The sequence below is a fragment of the Corynebacterium pacaense genome (genome assembly GCF_900169525.1).
In the GTDB taxonomy this organism is placed as follows: Bacteria; Actinomycetota; Actinomycetes; order Mycobacteriales; family Mycobacteriaceae; genus Corynebacterium; species Corynebacterium pacaense.
Genome location: NZ_LT821239.1, coordinates 1,109,147 through 1,125,447, shown reverse-complemented (window position 1 = coordinate 1,125,447; position 16,301 = coordinate 1,109,147). Strand labels below are relative to the sequence as shown.

Sequence of the window (16,301 nt, the reverse complement as noted above, 5' to 3'; positions counted from 1 at the left end):
TACTTCAAGGAAAGGTAGAAATGACACAGTCGACACCGGATACCCGGGACATCACCGCCCAGCAGCACAGGGTCGAGGAGGACCTGGTCAAACGGGTGGTGGAGTCCTTCGACAACTGTGAGGACCCCCGTCTGAAGCAGATCATGCAGTCACTGGTGGTCCACCTCCACGATTTCATCCGGGATGTCCGCCTGACGGAGGAGGAATGGGGCTCGGCGATCGAGTTCCTGACCCGCGTCGGACACATCACCGATGACAAGCGCCAGGAGTTTGTTCTCCTGTCCGATACACTCGGAGCCTCGATGCAGACCATCGCGGTCAACAACGAGGCCTACAAGGATGCCACCGAGGCGACGGTCTTCGGACCCTTCTTCCTCGATGACGCCCCCGAGGTGCCACTCGGCGGCGACATCACCTTCGGCGCGGTCGGTGAACCGGCCTGGGTGGAGGGAACGGTCACAGACACCGACGGCGTCCCGGTTCCCAATGCCCGCATTGAAGTGTGGGAATGCGACGAGGACGGTCTCTACGATGTCCAGTATGACGACGGTCGTATGGCCGGGCGCGCCCACCTGTACTCCGATGCGGAGGGACGGTACCGCTTCTGGGGTGTGACCCCGGTCCCCTACCCCATCCCCTACGACGGTCCCGTCGGTGAAATGCTCCGGGCCGTCGGGCGATCACCGATGCGTGTGGCGCATCTGCACTTCATGGTCACCGCCGCCAGCTACCGCGCGCTGGTCACCCACATCTTCGTCGAGGGAGACCCGCAGCTCGAGATCGGCGACACCGTCTTCGGCGTCAAGGATTCCCTGATCAAGAGCTTCGAACAGCAGCCCGCGGGCAGCCCGACCCCGGACGGTCGTGACATCGGCGACCGAACCTGGACGAAGGCACACTTCGACATCGTGCTGGCACCCGATACGGTCTAGCCACCCTGGAGGGCCGGGGAGCTCCCCCTCTACTCGGCCTCGCCCTCGGCCCCGCCGTCGCTGTCCCCGTCACCCCGGCTCTGCTTCTGCTCCATCAGCTCGCGGAGGAGCTTCTCGCGTTCCTCCTCGGGTGAGCCGAAGAACTGACCTGTTCCCACCACTGACATGTATTCCCGCTTCCGATTAGGGCTGTGAAAGCACCAAGGTTACCCGGATCTACACTGGTTCACCATGAGCTACGATTTCATCCTCTTTGAAACCGACGGAGATCCGGGTAACGCGCGTATCTCCAAGTCCCCCCTGACCGAGCGCATCGATTTCGCCACACCGAGATCCTCCCCGCTTTTGACCGATCTTGCCGCCGGACTCGGGCGCACGGCCCCGGTGCCGGTGGATGTCCAGCTCAGTGGCGATCGCTGCCTCTACGTGGTCACCTCCTACGATGATTCGGAGACCGTCCGCGGGTGGCTGACCGACACCGCCATCGAGTACGGTCTCGGTCTTGCCGACATGAACGCGGATCTCATCATCGTCTTCGGCGATGAGGACACGGATGCGGTGGTGCGCACCGAGAAGGTCTTCTCCCCCGGCTTTTCGGCCTTCGGCCTCCCGCACCTGCTCATGGAGGTGCTCCGCCTCAAGGACAGCACGCTGCCCTATCTCCGTGTCACCCGGGATGACACACACTTCATCCAGACTCTCTACCAGGACAAATCCTGGCTGGTAGAACGCGCCGACGGCCCCACCCGGTCGACGCAGGTGCGCACCCTCAACGAGGTCATCGAGCTTATCGACGCCTGGTTCTCCCGCGCTGACCCCGACACCGTGGACTGGCGCCCGGCATGAGAAAAGGCCCTGCTCACAGAGCAGGGCCTTTCCAGGTTGACCTAGGCGTCAACGGCCTCGTTCTCAACGATGTTCACCAGACGACGGTTGCGGCGAGTGGAGAACTCGACCGCACCGGTCTTCAGGGCGAACAGGGTGTCGTCGCCACCGCGACCGACATTCTCGCCCGGGTGGAACTTGGTGCCGCGCTGGCGCACGAGGATCTCGCCTGCGCTGACCTGCTGGCCGCCGAATCGCTTCACGCCAAGGCGCTTCGCCTCGGAATCACGACCGTTGCTGGAGCTTGATGCACCCTTTTTATGTGCCATGTGGATTTCCCTCCTTCACAAGGAAAAACTTAAGGTTACTTGATTCCGGTGACCTTGAGGACGGTCAGCTTCTGACGGTGTCCCTGACGCTTCTTGTACCCGGTCTTGTTCTTGTACTTCAGGATCTTGATCTTCGGGCCCTTGGTGTGCTCGACGATCTCGGTGTTGACGCTGACGGAGGCAAGCTTATCAGCGGCGGTGGTCACATCGGCGCCATCGACGAGCAGAACCGGGGTGAGAGCCACGGATGCACCGGGCTCACCCTCGATCTTCTCGACCTTAACGAGGTCACCTTCGGCAACCTTGTACTGCTTTCCGCCGGTCTTGACGATCGCATACATAGAGGGCTACCCCTTATCTGATTCTCGGCTCAGGCACTTCACGCACCTGAATGGACTTATGTTTTACATTGCGTTTTAGGCGCAGGAAACCAGGAGTGGCCCCGTCACGCACACATTCGCCAGGTTAGGGCTCATGGACTTTGCGGACACAGCCTAAAACAGCGACTGTCCAAGACTACCCCTAAAGCCAGCACGAATACAAACCGCGCTCAGCGACGACTCCTGCGGCGCCGACCCTTCTGCTGACCACCGGAATTCCCGCCCGGGTTCTCAGCGGGTCGCTCGGCCGCGGGGCGCTGCGTCGCGGTCGAGGTGACGGACTCCGCTGGATTTACCCGGACGACGCGGCGGCGTCGGCGTCGAGAAGCATGCTCCGATGCCGGCTCCTTCGTCGCGGGTGCCACGGGTGCCGCGGTCTGCGTGACCGGGGGTGCGGCCACCACGCTGGTGCGTCGCACCGCACGGCGCCGGTTCCTGCTGCGCGCAACCACCACCGGGACCTCCTCCACGGGGGTCTCCTCCACGACAACCTCCTCGACCGGGGGCTGAGACTGCTGCGGGGCGTGATCGGAGCGCGAATTGCCCCGTGTGGCGCGCCGACGACGGGGGTTGGCCTCAAACTCGGCCAGACGCTGATCATAGTCGGAGACATAGTCCGAGCCGGAGGGCTCGTCCGGGTCCTCGTCATTGGCGATATCCACGGCGGCGGCCGCGATCGCGGCGATATCCTCCGCCACATCCCCGTCATCGTCCAGGATCACCGATCGTGCGAGCTCCTCGAATTCATGGTCGAGATCGTGCTCCTCCACGAGATCCTGCATTGCGACAACCATCGGGTGCTGCGCGGGATCCCGCGGCTGATCCTTGTGCCTGCGGCTGCGCTCCTCGGCCTTGGCCTCCACACGGGCGTCGACGTTGTCCACCGGGTCCTCCTGGACCACCACGCCGCGTCCCCCGCACTGCTCGCATTCGACGGAGAAGGTCTCCAGAAGACCGGGGCCGAGGCGTTTACGTGTCATCTGCACCAACCCCAGCGAAGTCACCTCGGAGACCTGGTGCCTGGTGCGGTCATTTTCCAGGGCCTCATTGAGACGACGGAGAACGAGCTCCTGGTTCTCGGGCAGGACCATGTCAATGAAATCGACCACGATCATGCCACCGAGATCGCGCAGCCGCATCTGGCGGACGATCTCCTCCGCGGCCTCGATGTTGTTGCGGGTGACGGTCTCCTCGAGGTTGCCGCCGCGTCCGGTGAACCTGCCGGTGTTGACGTCGATGACAGTCATCGCCTCGGTACGGTCGATGATCAGGGAACCGCCCGATGGCAGATTGACCTTCCGCGACAGTGCCTCCTCGATCTGCTTGTTCAGTCCGAAGGCCTCGAAGGCGTCGCTTCCCCCGTGTGCCTCACGGTCGAAGTGCTCGACGCGGCTGACCAGATCGGGTGCGACCGACTGGATGTAGGCGCGAACGGTGTTCCACGCCCTGTCCCCGTCGACGATCAGGGAGAGGAAATCCTCATTGAAGATGTCCCGGATGACCTTGACCAGCATATCGGGCTCTTCATACATGATCACAGGTGTGGAGCCGCGGGTGTTCTTCTCCTTGTCCGTACGCTTCTGGATCTGCTCCCACAGGGTGTGCAGCCGGTTGACGTCCGCGGCGATGTTCTCCTCCGAGACACCCTCCGCCGCGGTGCGGATGATCGCGCCGCCGTGCGCTGGCACCACGCGTCCGAGGATCTCCTTGAGACGCTTGCGCTCGGTCCCGGGAAGCTTGCGTGAAATACCGGCACTGCGTCCCCCGGGGACATAGACGAGATAGCGTCCGGCCAGCGAGATCTGGGTGGTCAGCCGTGCGCCCTTGTGCCCGACCGGATCCTTGGTCACCTGGACCAAAACCTGATCACCGGATTTCAGGGCCTGCTCGATGCGACGCCCACGGCCACCGAGTCCGGCCGCCTTCCAATCCACCTCACCGGCGTAGAGCACGCCGTTGCGGCCCTTGCCGATGTCGATGAACGCCGCCTCCATGCTCGGAAGGACATTCTGCACCCGACCGAGATAGATGTTGCCCACCATGGACATCTGCGAATCCGAGGTGACGAACTGCTCGACGAGCCTGTCATCCTCGATCACACCGACCTGGGTGACCAGACCCTGATGATCATGCCGCGAACGCTCGCGCACCACCATCCTGCGTTCCATGGACTCACGGCGTTCCATGAACTCCTGCTGGCTGACCACATGGCGCTTCTTGCGGCTCTCCTCACGCATCTCGGTACGCCGCCGGCGCTGGGCCTCGAGGCGGGTGGACCCCTTGATGCCGATCGGCTCCTCGATGCTTGTCGACGCCTCCGCCTTCTCCTCGCCCGCCTCTGTGGCGGCCTCTTCGGGAGCCTCGGTGGAGGTCTCCGGGCCACGGCCGCGGCCGGTGCCGCGGCGTCCCCGACGCTTGCGCTGGGATCGCTCCGTCGGCGCCTCGGTCTCCGTCTCCTCCACATCCTCCTCGACGGTGGGGGCGACGAAGATCGGGGTCTTCACCGTCACCTCCGGGGCCGGGGTGATCTCGGGCTCGACGTCCTCGAGCGGCTCATCATCCTCGACGACCAGCTCCACCGCGGCCTCCAGCTCGCGGTCGACCTTCTCCTCGATCTGGTGGATCTCATTGGCCACGTTCTTCTCCACGCGCCGGCGGATCTTCTCCACCGGTTCCGCGGGTGCATCGACATCGGCGGCGGGTGCGGAGAGGGCGTCGAGAAGCCTGGTGGCCTCCTCCAGGCTCAGGCTGGACTGGGCGACCTTGACCAACCCGATCGAGTCCAGTGCGAGGACCAGGTCCCTGGAGGTGAGTCCGAGCTGTTTGGCCAGGTAGTGAACCCTGGTCTTAGCGCCCAGCTGGGAGCGGTCGAAATCTGCGGCCAGAATGGCCGAGGGTTCCACTGTTGTACTTGCTGCCTTCTTTGAAACCAAGGCTAACTCCTATTTCTTTGTAGTGGTCAGCGCTGACCCGGGCGCTGGCAGGATGTCTCACTGCCGCCGCCGCACAGGAACGCTCACCGTGGGCATAGATGCAAAAACTCACAGACAATGACGAAAATGTCCTGTACGCCATTGTTCCACAGATTAGGGACCGTGCCCGTATTGGTCTTTGATACTCTCCGGAAACATGGACGATATTGAGAGACGATCCGGTTCGCGGCCCGCACCGGTGTGGCAGTACATTCCCGCGGGACTGCTCATCGCCCTCGGCCGTGCACTGATGGAGTCGTCCTCACCCTGGCTGGCGGGAGCTGTGCTCGCACTCGGTCTCTTGGCACTGTTGCCACCCCTGAGGAATGCGCCGAGGGACATCGATTCCTGGAAGCTGGGACCGGTGACCGACGGCGACAGGAAACGCGGCGTGGTCCAGCTGATCGCTCCCGCCACGGTGCTGGCGGTGGATGCCTCCACCTTAGATACTGTGATCACCCTGCCGCCGACCGCCGGCGCCGCACTCATCGGCGGCGTCTGGGGGCTGTCCGTGGTCTATTCCGCCTCGAGAATGTCCACACTTGCACACCGCCGGTCGAGGGAGCGGGTGCGGATGATCCTCGCCCGGGCGTCCCTGGATTCGGTGGACGCCCCTGATCTGGATGCGATCGACAGGCCGGAGGTCCGCAGGCTGATCCGCGCGCTGCTGGCCCACGGCGCCATTGACGGTACGCGGGTGATGGCGCGTCAGCTGGCACGGGTGCTGCAGCGCCCCGTCGCGGAGATCCACCTTGTTGTCGCACCGCTGGAGAAACGCGGTATCATCTCACGCTCCGCCATCATGGCGGGCGGTGATCCGGGGAAGGTTTTTGTGGAGTTGACCGAGAAGGGTGTGGTCCTGATGAAGGAGCTCTCCGCGGGCAGATGAGCCCGGAAAAGAATCCTTTCCGGGCCGGGTGGCCTGAGGCGTGGTGATCAGATGTTGGGGAACCAGATGGAAATCTCGCGCTCGGCGGACTCCGGGGAATCGGAACCGTGGACAACGTTCTCACCGACGGTCAGTGCGAAGTCGCCGCGGATGGTGCCTGGAGTCGCCTTGGACACCGGATCGGTGCCACCGGCCAGCTGGCGCCATGCATCGATGGCGCGCTCGCCCTCGACGATGCCCGCGATCAGCGGCGCGGAGGTGATGAACTCCACGAGCTCACCGAAGAACGGCTTGTCGGAATGCTCCTCGTAGTGCTTCTCGGCGGTCTCGCGGTCGGCGACGCGCAGATCCAGGGCGGCCAGCTTCAGGCCCTTGCGTTCGATGCGGGCGATAATTTCGCCGACGTGTGCGTGTGCGACGCCGTCCGGCTTGATCAGGATGAGGGTGCGTTCAGTCATGAGGTGAGATTCTACCCAACCGCTTCCGGCCTGTCGCGCTCAACCCTCCTAGAGCTTCCGCACCGCCTCGGCCACAGCTTCCGCCGATGATCCCCTGCTCCACAGCTGCGCCTGCCGGATGGCGGCGCTCTCCTGTCCGCGTTCCTTGAGTTCCCGGAGCTTCTGAACCTGCTCCGCGGTGAACACCACCGGCTGGTCCACCGTCCCAGCGCGGTTGCGGAGACCGATGAACAGGGCGATCGCCGCGATGATCAGGCACAGGACGGGGACGATCATCGGTGCGCCGGCGAAACGGACGATCAGCGCGACAACGCAGAGTACGGCGGCGACGGAGAAGGGGATGAGGGACTGGGCTTTTCGCATGGGTGCCAATTTACCGAGCTTTGCCTAGAGTGGGGCCATGAGCCTATTGGACAGAAACGACAATGAAGTCATCGTTACCAACAATGAGTCGCGGGGTCGCTACGAGATCTCCTACCCCGGGGACTCCCGACCTGCCGGTTTCGCCGACTACATCACGAGAACCACCGACGACAATGATGAGCGATTGTTCATCCACACCGAGATCGCCGAGGAACTGGGTGGACGCGGACTCGCCTCCATCCTCGTCGGCGAGGCGCTCAGTGACACCCTGCCCACCGGCCTGACCGTGGTCACCGTGTGCCCCTTCGTCAAGAGCTACATTGAGAGAAACGGCTACGCGGGTTCCTGGCGCGACGCCACCGATCTCGACAGGGCCTGGATCGAGGATCGGGTGATCCCGGACAAGGGGCTGAACTGAGCGCTCCCCCGCCTCACATGTGCTGGGTGGTCAGCAGACCGCGCTTCATCCTCGCCACGAGATTCGAGCGCAGGTACAGCAGGTAGAGCCACACCAGGATAAAGATGATGGCCACAATACCCATCGACGGATGGACAAGGAAGCCTCCGAGAGCCAGTACCTGGAGTGCGACATTCAGTGACATGGACCAGCTGTGGCGCTGCAGGAACGCGGCGATGAACATAGCCAGGGCCAGCCCCGAAACGTACATCCAGTTGAAGGTGGTCCAGTAGGCACCCTCGTCGACACGCAGGATCACCGTCAGCACCAGCGCAATGGTGATGGCCTCCATGACCAGGGTTCCCGCCATCACCCCCCTGATGCCCTTCATCGGGTCCTTGACGGGTTCGTGTCCCGGCCCGAGGGGGCCGTACTCCACAGCTTCATCGCGCTTGTTCATGCCGGTTCCTTTCCGAACAGGGTACGTGCTTGCCCCGCGGTGACCACCGAACCGGTGATCACCACACCCGACCCCGACTGGACGTCGGTGTCCTCCGCCAACTCGATCGCCAGCTCGACCGCCCCGGGGAGGGTCTCGCTGACATGGACCCGCTCATCGCCGAAGATCTCGCGGGCGTACTCGGCGAGCTCATACGCATCCAGGGCGCGTTCCGAGGTGGTCTGGGTGCACACCACCTCGTTGAGATACGGCTCGAGGTTCTCCAGGATTCCCCGGACATCCTTGTCCCCGAGAACCCCCAGGACACCGATCAGTCTCCGGAACTCAAAGTCACGATCAAGCGCGGCACCGAGCGCCTTCGCCCCGTGGGGATTGTGCGCCGCGTCGATGAACACGGTCGGCGCCGAGCGCATCCGTTCCAGTCTACCGGGCGACTCCACACTGGCGAAGCCCTCCCTGACGGTATCGATATCAAGTGAACGCTCCGCCGAGGCCCCGAAGAATGCCTCGACCGCGGCCAGCGCGGTGGCGGCGTTCTCGGCCTGGTGTGCACCGGACAGCGGCAGGAAGATGTCGGTGTACTCTCCGCCGAGACCCCGGAGCGTCAGTTGCTGACCCCCCACGGCGATGGTCGAATCCACCACCGCGAACTCCGTGCCCAGCCTGGCCACCGCGGCGTCGGCCTCGACGGCCCGCTGCAGAATCACGGTCATCGCCTCCGGCTCCTGCCTGCCCACGATGACGATGTTCTCGGTCGGGTCGATGACATCATCGGTGATCGGACGGGCCTTGATGATCCCCGCCTTCTCACCGGCGATCTCGGCGATGGTGTTACCCAGCCTGTCGGTGTGATCCATGCCCACCGGGGTGATCACCGCGACCTGGGCGTTGATCACGTTCGTGGCGTCCCAGCGGCCGCCGAGCCCGACCTCGATGACTCCCACGTCCACCGGTGCGTCCGCGAACGCCGCGTAGGCGATGGCGATCAGGCATTCAAATTTGCTCATCCTCGGACCACCTTCGGCCAGGGAGCGTGCATCGGCCATCTCAATATAGGGCTTGATCTCGTGATAGACCCGGATGAAGTCCCGCGGGTGGATCGGCCGGCCGTCGATGGCGATACGCTCGGTGACCAGCTGCAGGTGCGGGCTGGTCGTGCGGCCCGTCCGGCGGTGGAAGGCACGCAGCAGGGACTCGATCATCCGGGTGGTTGAGGTCTTGCCGTTGGTGCCGGCGACGTGGATCGAGGGGAAGGTGTCCTGGGGACGGCCCAGCAGATCCATCACATAGGAGATTCTGCTGAGGGTGGGGTCTATGTTGGTTTCCTGCCAACGCTCGTCGAGCTCGGCCTCCACGATGGCCAGCTCCGCCAGATCCCGCGGGTCGATTTCCACCGGTGCCGGCGGCATGGTCTCCCCCGCCAGGTCGATCGGCAGGGTGAGCCCGGCCTCGTTGAGGTTGAGATCCCCGAATTCGCCTTCCTCATTCTTTGACACTAATTCAGCTCCTGCAGTCGCTTCGAGATTCTTTCGACCTCTTCCCTGGCGATCCGCTGACGGTGGCGGATCTTGTCCACGACCGCATCGGGGGCCTTGGAAAGGAAGGCATCATTACCCAGTTTCTTCCCGGTGGTCTCGAGCTCCTTTTCCGCCGTGGCAAGATCCTTCTCCAGCCGCTTGCGCTCGGCGGCGACATCGACGGTGCCCGAGGTGTCCAGCTCGACTGTGATGGTCGCGGCACCCAGACGAACCTCGAGGCTAGCCGACGCCTGGAAATCGGCGGAGGGTTCCTCGATGCGCACCAGTGAACGAACCGCGTCCTCGAGATCGACGAGATCGCAGGCGGCGAAATCCAGACGCGCCGGAACCTTCTGGGAGGGCCTGACACCCTGATCCGAACGGAATCGGCGGATCTCGGTCACAAGCTTCACCACATCGGTGATGCGGCGCTCGGCGTCGGTGTCAACCTCCGCGCCACCGTTGGTGTCCGCGATGCTGGGCCAGGAGGACACGACGATCGATTCGCGGTCGGTGAGCGCCTTCCACAGCACCTCGGTGACAAAGGGCATCGCGGGGTGCAGCAGGCGCAGGAGCGCGTCGAGCACATGACCGAGCACCCTCCTGGTGGTCTCTCCCCGCTCGGTTGTCCCCTCCCGGGGAATCTGAACCTTGGCGATCTCCAGGTACCAGTCGCAGAACTCATTCCACGCGAACTGATAGAGCGCCTCGTTTGCCTTGGCGAACTGGTAATCGTCCAGGTAGCTGTCCACCCCGGCGCGGACCTGCTCGAGCCGGTCGAGGATCCAGCGGTCCGCGTCGGTCAGGGTGCTGCGTTCGGGCAGTCCCTCGGAGACGGCCCCGTTCATAAGCGCGAAGCGGGTGGCGTTGAACAGTTTGGTGGCGAAGTTCCTGGAGCTCTGCGCGGAGTCCTCACCGACGGGGAGATCGACGCCGGGGTTGGCTCCCCGTGCCAGGGTGAACCGGAGCGCGTCGGCGCCGTAGTTGTCCACCCAGTCCATCGGATCGATACCGTTTCCGAGCGACTTCGACATCTTCTTTCCGTGCTCGTCGCGGACCAGTCCGTGGAGGAAGAGGTCGGTGAACGGGACCTGGGGGCGACCGTTTCTCCCCTCGCCGAGGATCTCCGGTGTGGTCTTCGCGGCGAAGGTGCCGAACATCATCATGCGGGCGACCCAGAAGAACAGGATGTCATAGGCGGTGACCAGGACCGAGGTGGGGTAGAACTTCTCCAACTCGGGGGTCCGCTCCGGCCAGCCCATGGTGGAAAAGGGCCACAGTGCGGAGCTGAACCAGGTGTCAAGGACATCGGGATCCTGGACGTAGCCCTCCGGTGCCTGCTCATCGGGACCGACGCAGATGACTTCGCCGTCGGGTCCGTACCAGATCGGGATGCGGTGACCCCACCACAGCTGCCGCGAGATGCACCAGTCGTGCATGTCATCGACCCAGTCGAAATAACGCGGTTCCAGCGACTTCGGGTGAATGGTGGTGTCGCCCTCCCGGATCGCGTCACCGGACATGGCGGCGAGCTCGTCAACCCTGACCCACCACTGCAGCGAGAGCCGGGGCTCGATGGCCTCGCCGGAGCGCTCGGAATGCCCGACAGAGTGGATGTACGGGCGGACCTCCTTGACAATGCGACCCTGCTCCGCCAGTGCCTCACGGACCCGGACGCGGGCCTCCTCACGGGAGAGTCCGTCGAACTGCGTTCCGGTTCCGTCGATGTGGCCGGTCTTGTCCATGATCACCGGCATGTCGAGGTTGTGGCGCAGGCCCATCGCGTAGTCGTTCGGGTCATGGGCGGGGGTGATCTTCACGGCACCGGAACCGAACTCGGGATCAACGTAGTCGTCCGCGATGACCTGCAGTGTGAGGTCCCCACGGAAGGGGTGCGGCAGGGTGGTGCCCACCAGATCGCGGTACCGCTCATCGTCGGGATGGACCGCGACGGCGACGTCGCCGAGCATCGTCTCAACGCGCGTGGTGGCGACGATGACATGGGGTTCATCATCATTGAGTGAGCCGTAGCGGATCGAGACCAGCTCGCCCTCGACGTCCTTGTACACCACCTCAATGTCGGAGACCGCGGTCTCCAGAACCGGTGACCAGTTCACCAGACGGTTCGCCTGGTAGATCATGTCGGCGTCGTAAAGCTTCTTGAAGATGGTCTGGACCGCCTTCGACAGGCCCTCATCCAGGGTGAAGCGTTCGCGCGACCAATCGACGGAATCACCGATGGCGCGCATCTGTGAGGTGATGGTGCCGCCGTACCTGCGCTTCCATTCCCAGACCTTTTCGATGAACTCCTCACGGTCATAGTCGTAGCGCGACCTGCCCTCGGACTCCTTGAGCATGGCCTCGACCTTGCTCTGGGTCGCGATACCCGCATGGTCCATTCCGGGCAGCCACAGCACCTCGAAGCCCTGCATGCGTTTGCGCCGGGCGAGGGCGTCCATGAGCGTGTGGTCGAGAGCGTGGCCCATGTGCAACTGACCGGTCACATTCGGCGGTGGCAGAACAATCGAGTAACCGGGCTTCTTACTGGTCGGGTCCGCCGTGAAGTAGCCCGCATCCACCCAACCCTGGTAGAGCTCGGCCTCCACCGCCTTCGGGTCCCAGGTCCTGGGCAACTTGTCTGCGCGGTCGTGGTTACTCTCTGTAGTCTGCTCAGTCACGCTGACCATCATAACCCCTGCAGCACCTCTTTCTATACGCAGGTCAGACCCCGCCACCGGCGGCGGTCACGCACCACCTCGGGCACGAAGGAAGGGCAATGCCACTCCGCAGTGTGCAGGGGAACCGAAGCCGCCCCGCCACCCTCGCACCCCCTTCGGCACCGCGCACGGACTGCGGCAGTTGCCCCGGAACCGACCGTTTCACCCTCTCCCACCCAGGATCGGATTATTCCTCCGTGACTCCCCGTTTCCCAGACCTGCAGCCACCGGAAATGCTGCTAGGGTCAAGACCATGCGATTCGGCATCGATGTAGGAACGACGCGCACCATCGCGGCAGCGGTGGACCGCGGCAATTACCCGACCGTGAACGTCGAGGATTCTCTCGGCGACTCCCACGAATTCATCCCCTCGGTGGTTGCCCTGGAGGACGGCCAGATCGTCGCGGGGTGGGATGCCATGAAACGCCCGGACAATCCGACGCTGACGCGTTCCTTCAAACGGGTGATGAGCGACCGGGCCGTCACGGCTCTCACGCCCGTCAAACTGGGGGGCGAGACGCGACCGCTGGGAGAGATTCTGAGAGCCTTCGCCCGCCATGTCCTCCGGATTCTCGAGTCCTACCAGCGCGACCTCGGCGACAGTTCCGTCCCCGAGGTCGTCCTCGGGGTCCCCGCCAACGCCCACAGCGCCCAACGCCTGCTCACCCTCTCCGCCTTCTCGGAGGCGGGCGCCACAGTCCTGGGTCTGGTCAATGAACCCAGCGCCGCGGCCTTCGAGTACACGCACCGGCATGCGCGCACCCTGAACTCGAAACGCCAGTCCATCATCGTCTACGATCTCGGCGGCGGAACCTTCGACGCCTCCCTGATCCGTGTCGACGGCAAACACCACGAGGTGCTCGGCTCGCTCGGGATCTCACGACTGGGCGGAGACGATTTCGATGAGATCCTCGCCACCTGCGCCCTCCGGGCCTCCGGCCGCACCCACGACGCCTTCGGCGCCCGCGCGAAACGCACCCTCCTCGACGAGGCGCGCACCGCCAAGGAGGCGCTGGTTCCGCAGTCACGGCGCATCCTGCTGATGCTTAACGACGCCGATGTCACCCTCCCTGTCACCACCTTCTACGAGGCTGCGACACCCCTGGTGGAACGCACACTGGAGGCAATGAGTCCGCTTGTCGGCGAGGACCTGCGGGAATCCGACATCGCCGGGATCTACCTCGTCGGCGGCGCCTCCTCCCTGCCGCTGGTCCCCCGGATGTTGAGAGAACGCTTCGGCCACCGGGTCCATCGCTCGCCCTACCCCGCCAGTTCCACCGCGGTGGGCCTGGCCATCGCCGCGGACCCGACCTCCGGGTTCCACCTGCGCGACAGGCTGTCGCGGGGCATCGGTGTGTTCCGCGAGCAGGACGGCGGAAAGTCGGTCAGCTTCGATCCGCTGATCCCCCCGAACACCAGCGGTCCCGTGGAGGTCACCCGTCGCTACCGGGCCGCCCACAACATCGGCTGGTTCCGTTTCGTCGAGTACTCCGCCATCGATGATGCCGAGGGCTTTCCCGGCGATATCTCACTGCTGGCGGAGGTGAAGGTCCCCTTCGACCCCTCGATCAGTGATGTTGATGTTCCGATCGCCAGCTATGACGGGCCGGAGGTCGAGGAGACCATCACCGTCGACGCCGACGGCATCGCCTCGATCAGGATCTCGGTGGAGGGCGGGGTCACGGTGGAACACACCGGGTAGGACCTCTTGACTCTTACGCGGCGTGAGGGTTGATAATTCGAAGTATGAGAATCGGTGAACTCGCCCGAGCAGCACACTGCTCCGTCAGGGCGATCAGGCACTATCACGAGGTGGGGGCACTACCGGAACCGCGGCGCACGGGATCCGGCTACCGCGAGTACACAGTGGACGATATCCTCGAGACCCTCCGGATACGGGCCCTGGTTCAGGCGGGGGTGCCACTCTCCGCTACAGGAGACCGATCCCCCTCTGCTCTTCGCGATGCCTTGGATTCGCTGGGGGAGAAGATCGAGAAGCTGACGGTTCAACGGGACCGGCTGCGCCAACTCATGACCACCACGATGGGTGTACCAACGGATATCGCGCGGATCTTCGTGGAATTAGCCGAGCACAACGAGGACATCGCAGATTTGATCAGGCAGGAGCTATCCATGCTCCAACTCATGGCGCTATCCGATGTGACGACACATGAAAGCTGGGAACGCATCCGGGGAAATCTGCAGTCACTTAAGTCCATCGATGCAACACTGCGTAGCCTCCGCATCTGGAAACTACTAGAATCAACCTCGGAGGATGCACTTATAACAGAGTATCTGCAGTTGGCTCCCCTGGGATACCTTGCCGATGTCCCCTTGGCGAAGGGGACCATGCCGTTGACCATAGAGGATTTGGCGGTATCGCGTTCCCAGGCGGCACTTCTTCGGAGAATGCTATGAACCCTGTTGCCTTAGCCGGGAAAACTGTGCATGCCGAGATCGATATGTTCGCCGACCTCTGGAAGGGGCTGCGGGGCTTGACCGATGTTCCGCAGGGAAGCACAGCACTTACCGCAACCAGGGGCTCTTAAGCACCCCCATTGCGCTGACAGCGGCCACAGCCATCGAGGTGGGAGCGGTGGAGCTCCTGGTCGACTCTTGGCGGATAAGGGCGATCCTCCTTGTTCTGTCCCTGTACTCACTGTGTTGGGTATGGTCGCTCTTACTGCGTCGAGCCGTCTATCCGCACCTTCTCACCGACACCCACCTGATTCTCCGGAGCGGGCGGAGGCAGGTGCTCGTTCTGCGCAATGATGAGATCCTCAGCGCTACCATCGACCTCGCCTTCGACCGAGAGTCACATAGCATTTCAGATGGAACGCTGATGATGGGAATCCCAGAAGGGACCAATGTGACCATTCGCTGCATCCCCACTGAGGCAACGGGGTTCGCCGGGCCATGGCGCAAACCCCCAACCCAACGGGTGGAACGGGCGAGGGTTTGGTTGGATAACCCGGTGTTACTTACAGCAGGTCGCTGACGGCCGCGCGCTCCTCCTGGAGTTCCGCGACGTTGGCGTCGATACGCTTCCGCTGGGCATCGCTGATGTCAAGGCCCTCGACGACCTCCCACTCCCCGTTGCGGGAGACCGTGGGCAGACCGATGATGATGCCCTCGGGGATGCCGTAGGCGCCGGTGGAGGCGATGGCCGCAGAGGACCACTTCGAGGTGCCCCGGATCCAGTCGCGCATGTGATCGACCGCGGAGGAGGCCGCGGAGGCCGCGGAGGACTTGCCGCGCACCTCGATGATCTCCGCGCCACGCTTGGCCACGCGCGGAATGAACTCGTTGAGGTACCAGTCGTGGTCCACCAGGTCCGCTACCTTCTTGCCCCCGACGGTGGCGTAGGTGATGTCGGGGAACTGGGTGGCGGAGTGGTTTCCCCACACGACCACATTTTCAAAGTCCACGGAGTCCCTACCGAGCTTGTCCGCCAGCTGGGAGATCGCACGGTTGTGATCCAGACGCATCATCGCGTTGAAGCGTGAGGCCGGGACATCGGGGGCCGCCGAGGCGGCGATCAGTGCGTTGGTGTTGGCGGGGTTGCCCACCACCAGTACCCGGACGTCGTCCGCGGCGTGATCGTTGATGGCCCGGCCCTGGGGGCCGAAGATCTTGCCGTTGTTGGCCAGCAGCGCCGCCCGCTCCTCGCCCTTGCCGCGGGGCTTCGCTCCGACCAGGAAGGCCGCGTTGACGCCGTCGAAGGCCTCATTGGCATCGGAGGTGATGGTGATGTTCTTCAGCAGCGGGAAGGCCGAGTCGGAGAGCTCCATGGCCACACCCTGGGTTGCACCGACGGCCTCGGGGATCTCCAGGAGGCTCAGCTCGATCGCGGTATCCGCCCCGTAGACATCGCCGTTGGCGATGCGCCAGAGAAGTGAATAGGCAATCTGTCCGGCGGCTCCGGTAACGGCAATCTTTTTCGGGGAGTTCATCAACGTTCCTCTCGGGGGGTGGTGTCCAACATGAAAGTAATGCGGCCGACTTCAACCCGTATCCTGCAGCGAGCATCACTTTGTCCCCCATCGTATCCACGCACGGCCC

General features: G+C 63.8%; 16 protein-coding genes. 6 read left to right on the top strand and 10 right to left on the bottom strand.

Translation table 11 applies throughout. From position 1 onward, the window contains the following. Positions 1 to 20 precede the first annotated feature (20 nt). The gene (locus B7E02_RS05370) at positions 21 to 932 is read left to right on the top strand and encodes a dioxygenase (protein ID WP_080793745.1); all 912 of its coding nucleotides are present in this window, start codon (positions 21 to 23) and stop codon (positions 930 to 932) included. A 29-nt stretch (positions 933 to 961) separates the two neighbouring features. On the opposite strand, the gene B7E02_RS14350 is transcribed toward B7E02_RS05370, so the two are convergent. After that, positions 962 to 1,099, bottom strand: coding sequence for a hypothetical protein (locus B7E02_RS14350; protein WP_179129660.1), 138 nt, complete (start codon positions 1,097 to 1,099; stop codon positions 962 to 964). A gap of 64 nt (positions 1,100 to 1,163) precedes the next feature. Here B7E02_RS14350 and B7E02_RS05365 point away from each other — a divergent pair, with 64 nt between their 5' ends. Beyond that, entirely contained in the window at positions 1,164 to 1,778 is a 615-nt protein-coding gene (locus B7E02_RS05365; protein ID WP_080793743.1) for a hypothetical protein, read from the top strand. A 41-nt stretch (positions 1,779 to 1,819) separates the two neighbouring features. On the opposite strand, the gene rpmA is transcribed toward B7E02_RS05365, so the two are convergent. From rpmA to B7E02_RS05350, 3 genes are all read right to left on the bottom strand, one after another. Next, complete coding sequence (gene rpmA / locus B7E02_RS05360; RefSeq protein ID WP_080793741.1) at positions 1,820 to 2,086, bottom strand: 50S ribosomal protein L27; 267 nt, start codon at positions 2,084 to 2,086, stop codon at positions 1,820 to 1,822. Positions 2,087 to 2,121: 35 nt separating this feature from the next. After that, positions 2,122 to 2,427: a 50S ribosomal protein L21 gene (gene rplU / locus B7E02_RS05355; RefSeq protein ID WP_006768275.1), complete on the bottom strand. Its 306-nt coding sequence runs from the start codon at positions 2,425 to 2,427 to the stop codon at positions 2,122 to 2,124. A gap of 209 nt (positions 2,428 to 2,636) precedes the next feature. Further along, positions 2,637 to 5,399, bottom strand: a complete 2,763-nt coding sequence (locus B7E02_RS05350) for an Rne/Rng family ribonuclease (RefSeq protein WP_080793739.1) — start codon at positions 5,397 to 5,399, stop codon at positions 2,637 to 2,639. A gap of 196 nt (positions 5,400 to 5,595) precedes the next feature. Between B7E02_RS05350 and B7E02_RS05345 the strand changes: the two genes are divergently transcribed. After that, positions 5,596 to 6,327 carry a hypothetical protein gene (locus B7E02_RS05345; RefSeq protein WP_080793737.1) on the top strand — a complete coding sequence of 244 codons (732 nt, stop codon included), beginning with the start codon at positions 5,596 to 5,598 and terminating at the stop codon, positions 6,325 to 6,327. A 47-nt stretch (positions 6,328 to 6,374) separates the two neighbouring features. On the opposite strand, the gene ndk is transcribed toward B7E02_RS05345, so the two are convergent. Together ndk and B7E02_RS05335 are read right to left on the bottom strand one after the other, a co-directional pair. Beyond that, on the bottom strand, positions 6,375 to 6,785 hold the full coding sequence (gene ndk / locus B7E02_RS05340; RefSeq protein ID WP_080793735.1) for a nucleoside-diphosphate kinase: 411 nt from the start codon (positions 6,783 to 6,785) through the stop codon (positions 6,375 to 6,377). 48 nt (positions 6,786 to 6,833) lie between these two features. Further along, entirely contained in the window at positions 6,834 to 7,148 is a 315-nt protein-coding gene (locus B7E02_RS05335; RefSeq protein ID WP_080793733.1) for a hypothetical protein, read from the bottom strand. A gap of 37 nt (positions 7,149 to 7,185) precedes the next feature. Between B7E02_RS05335 and B7E02_RS05330 the strand changes: the two genes are divergently transcribed. Then, positions 7,186 to 7,566 carry a GNAT family N-acetyltransferase gene (locus B7E02_RS05330; RefSeq protein ID WP_080793731.1) on the top strand — a complete coding sequence of 127 codons (381 nt, stop codon included), beginning with the start codon at positions 7,186 to 7,188 and terminating at the stop codon, positions 7,564 to 7,566. 13 nt (positions 7,567 to 7,579) lie between these two features. On the opposite strand, the gene B7E02_RS05325 is transcribed toward B7E02_RS05330, so the two are convergent. The 3 genes from B7E02_RS05325 to B7E02_RS05315 form a co-directional block, all read right to left on the bottom strand. Further along, positions 7,580 to 8,005 (bottom strand): DUF4233 domain-containing protein, encoded by a 426-nt coding sequence (locus tag B7E02_RS05325; protein ID WP_080793729.1) that lies wholly within the window; start codon positions 8,003 to 8,005, stop codon positions 7,580 to 7,582. Then, complete coding sequence (gene folC / locus B7E02_RS05320) at positions 8,002 to 9,414, bottom strand: bifunctional tetrahydrofolate synthase/dihydrofolate synthase (protein ID WP_179129683.1); 1,413 nt, start codon at positions 9,412 to 9,414, stop codon at positions 8,002 to 8,004. The genes B7E02_RS05325 and folC overlap by 4 nt, the downstream gene beginning before the upstream one ends. An 86-nt stretch (positions 9,415 to 9,500) precedes the next feature. After that, on the bottom strand, positions 9,501 to 12,209 hold the full coding sequence (locus B7E02_RS05315) for a valine--tRNA ligase (protein ID WP_080794449.1): 2,709 nt from the start codon (positions 12,207 to 12,209) through the stop codon (positions 9,501 to 9,503). Between the two features lie 283 nt (positions 12,210 to 12,492). Here B7E02_RS05315 and B7E02_RS05310 point away from each other — a divergent pair, with 283 nt between their 5' ends. Together B7E02_RS05310 and B7E02_RS05305 are read left to right on the top strand one after the other, a co-directional pair. Beyond that, a complete protein-coding gene (locus tag B7E02_RS05310; protein WP_080793724.1) occupies positions 12,493 to 13,941 on the top strand; it encodes an Hsp70 family protein in 1,449 nt (482 codons plus the stop codon). A 44-nt stretch (positions 13,942 to 13,985) separates the two neighbouring features. Then, positions 13,986 to 14,657, top strand: a complete 672-nt coding sequence (locus B7E02_RS05305; protein WP_080793722.1) for a MerR family transcriptional regulator — start codon at positions 13,986 to 13,988, stop codon at positions 14,655 to 14,657. Positions 14,658 to 15,220: 563 nt separating this feature from the next. Here the strand turns inward: B7E02_RS05305 and B7E02_RS05295 are convergent. Continuing rightward, entirely contained in the window at positions 15,221 to 16,192 is a 972-nt protein-coding gene (locus tag B7E02_RS05295; protein WP_080793718.1) for a malate dehydrogenase, read from the bottom strand. Positions 16,193 to 16,301 lie beyond the last annotated feature (109 nt).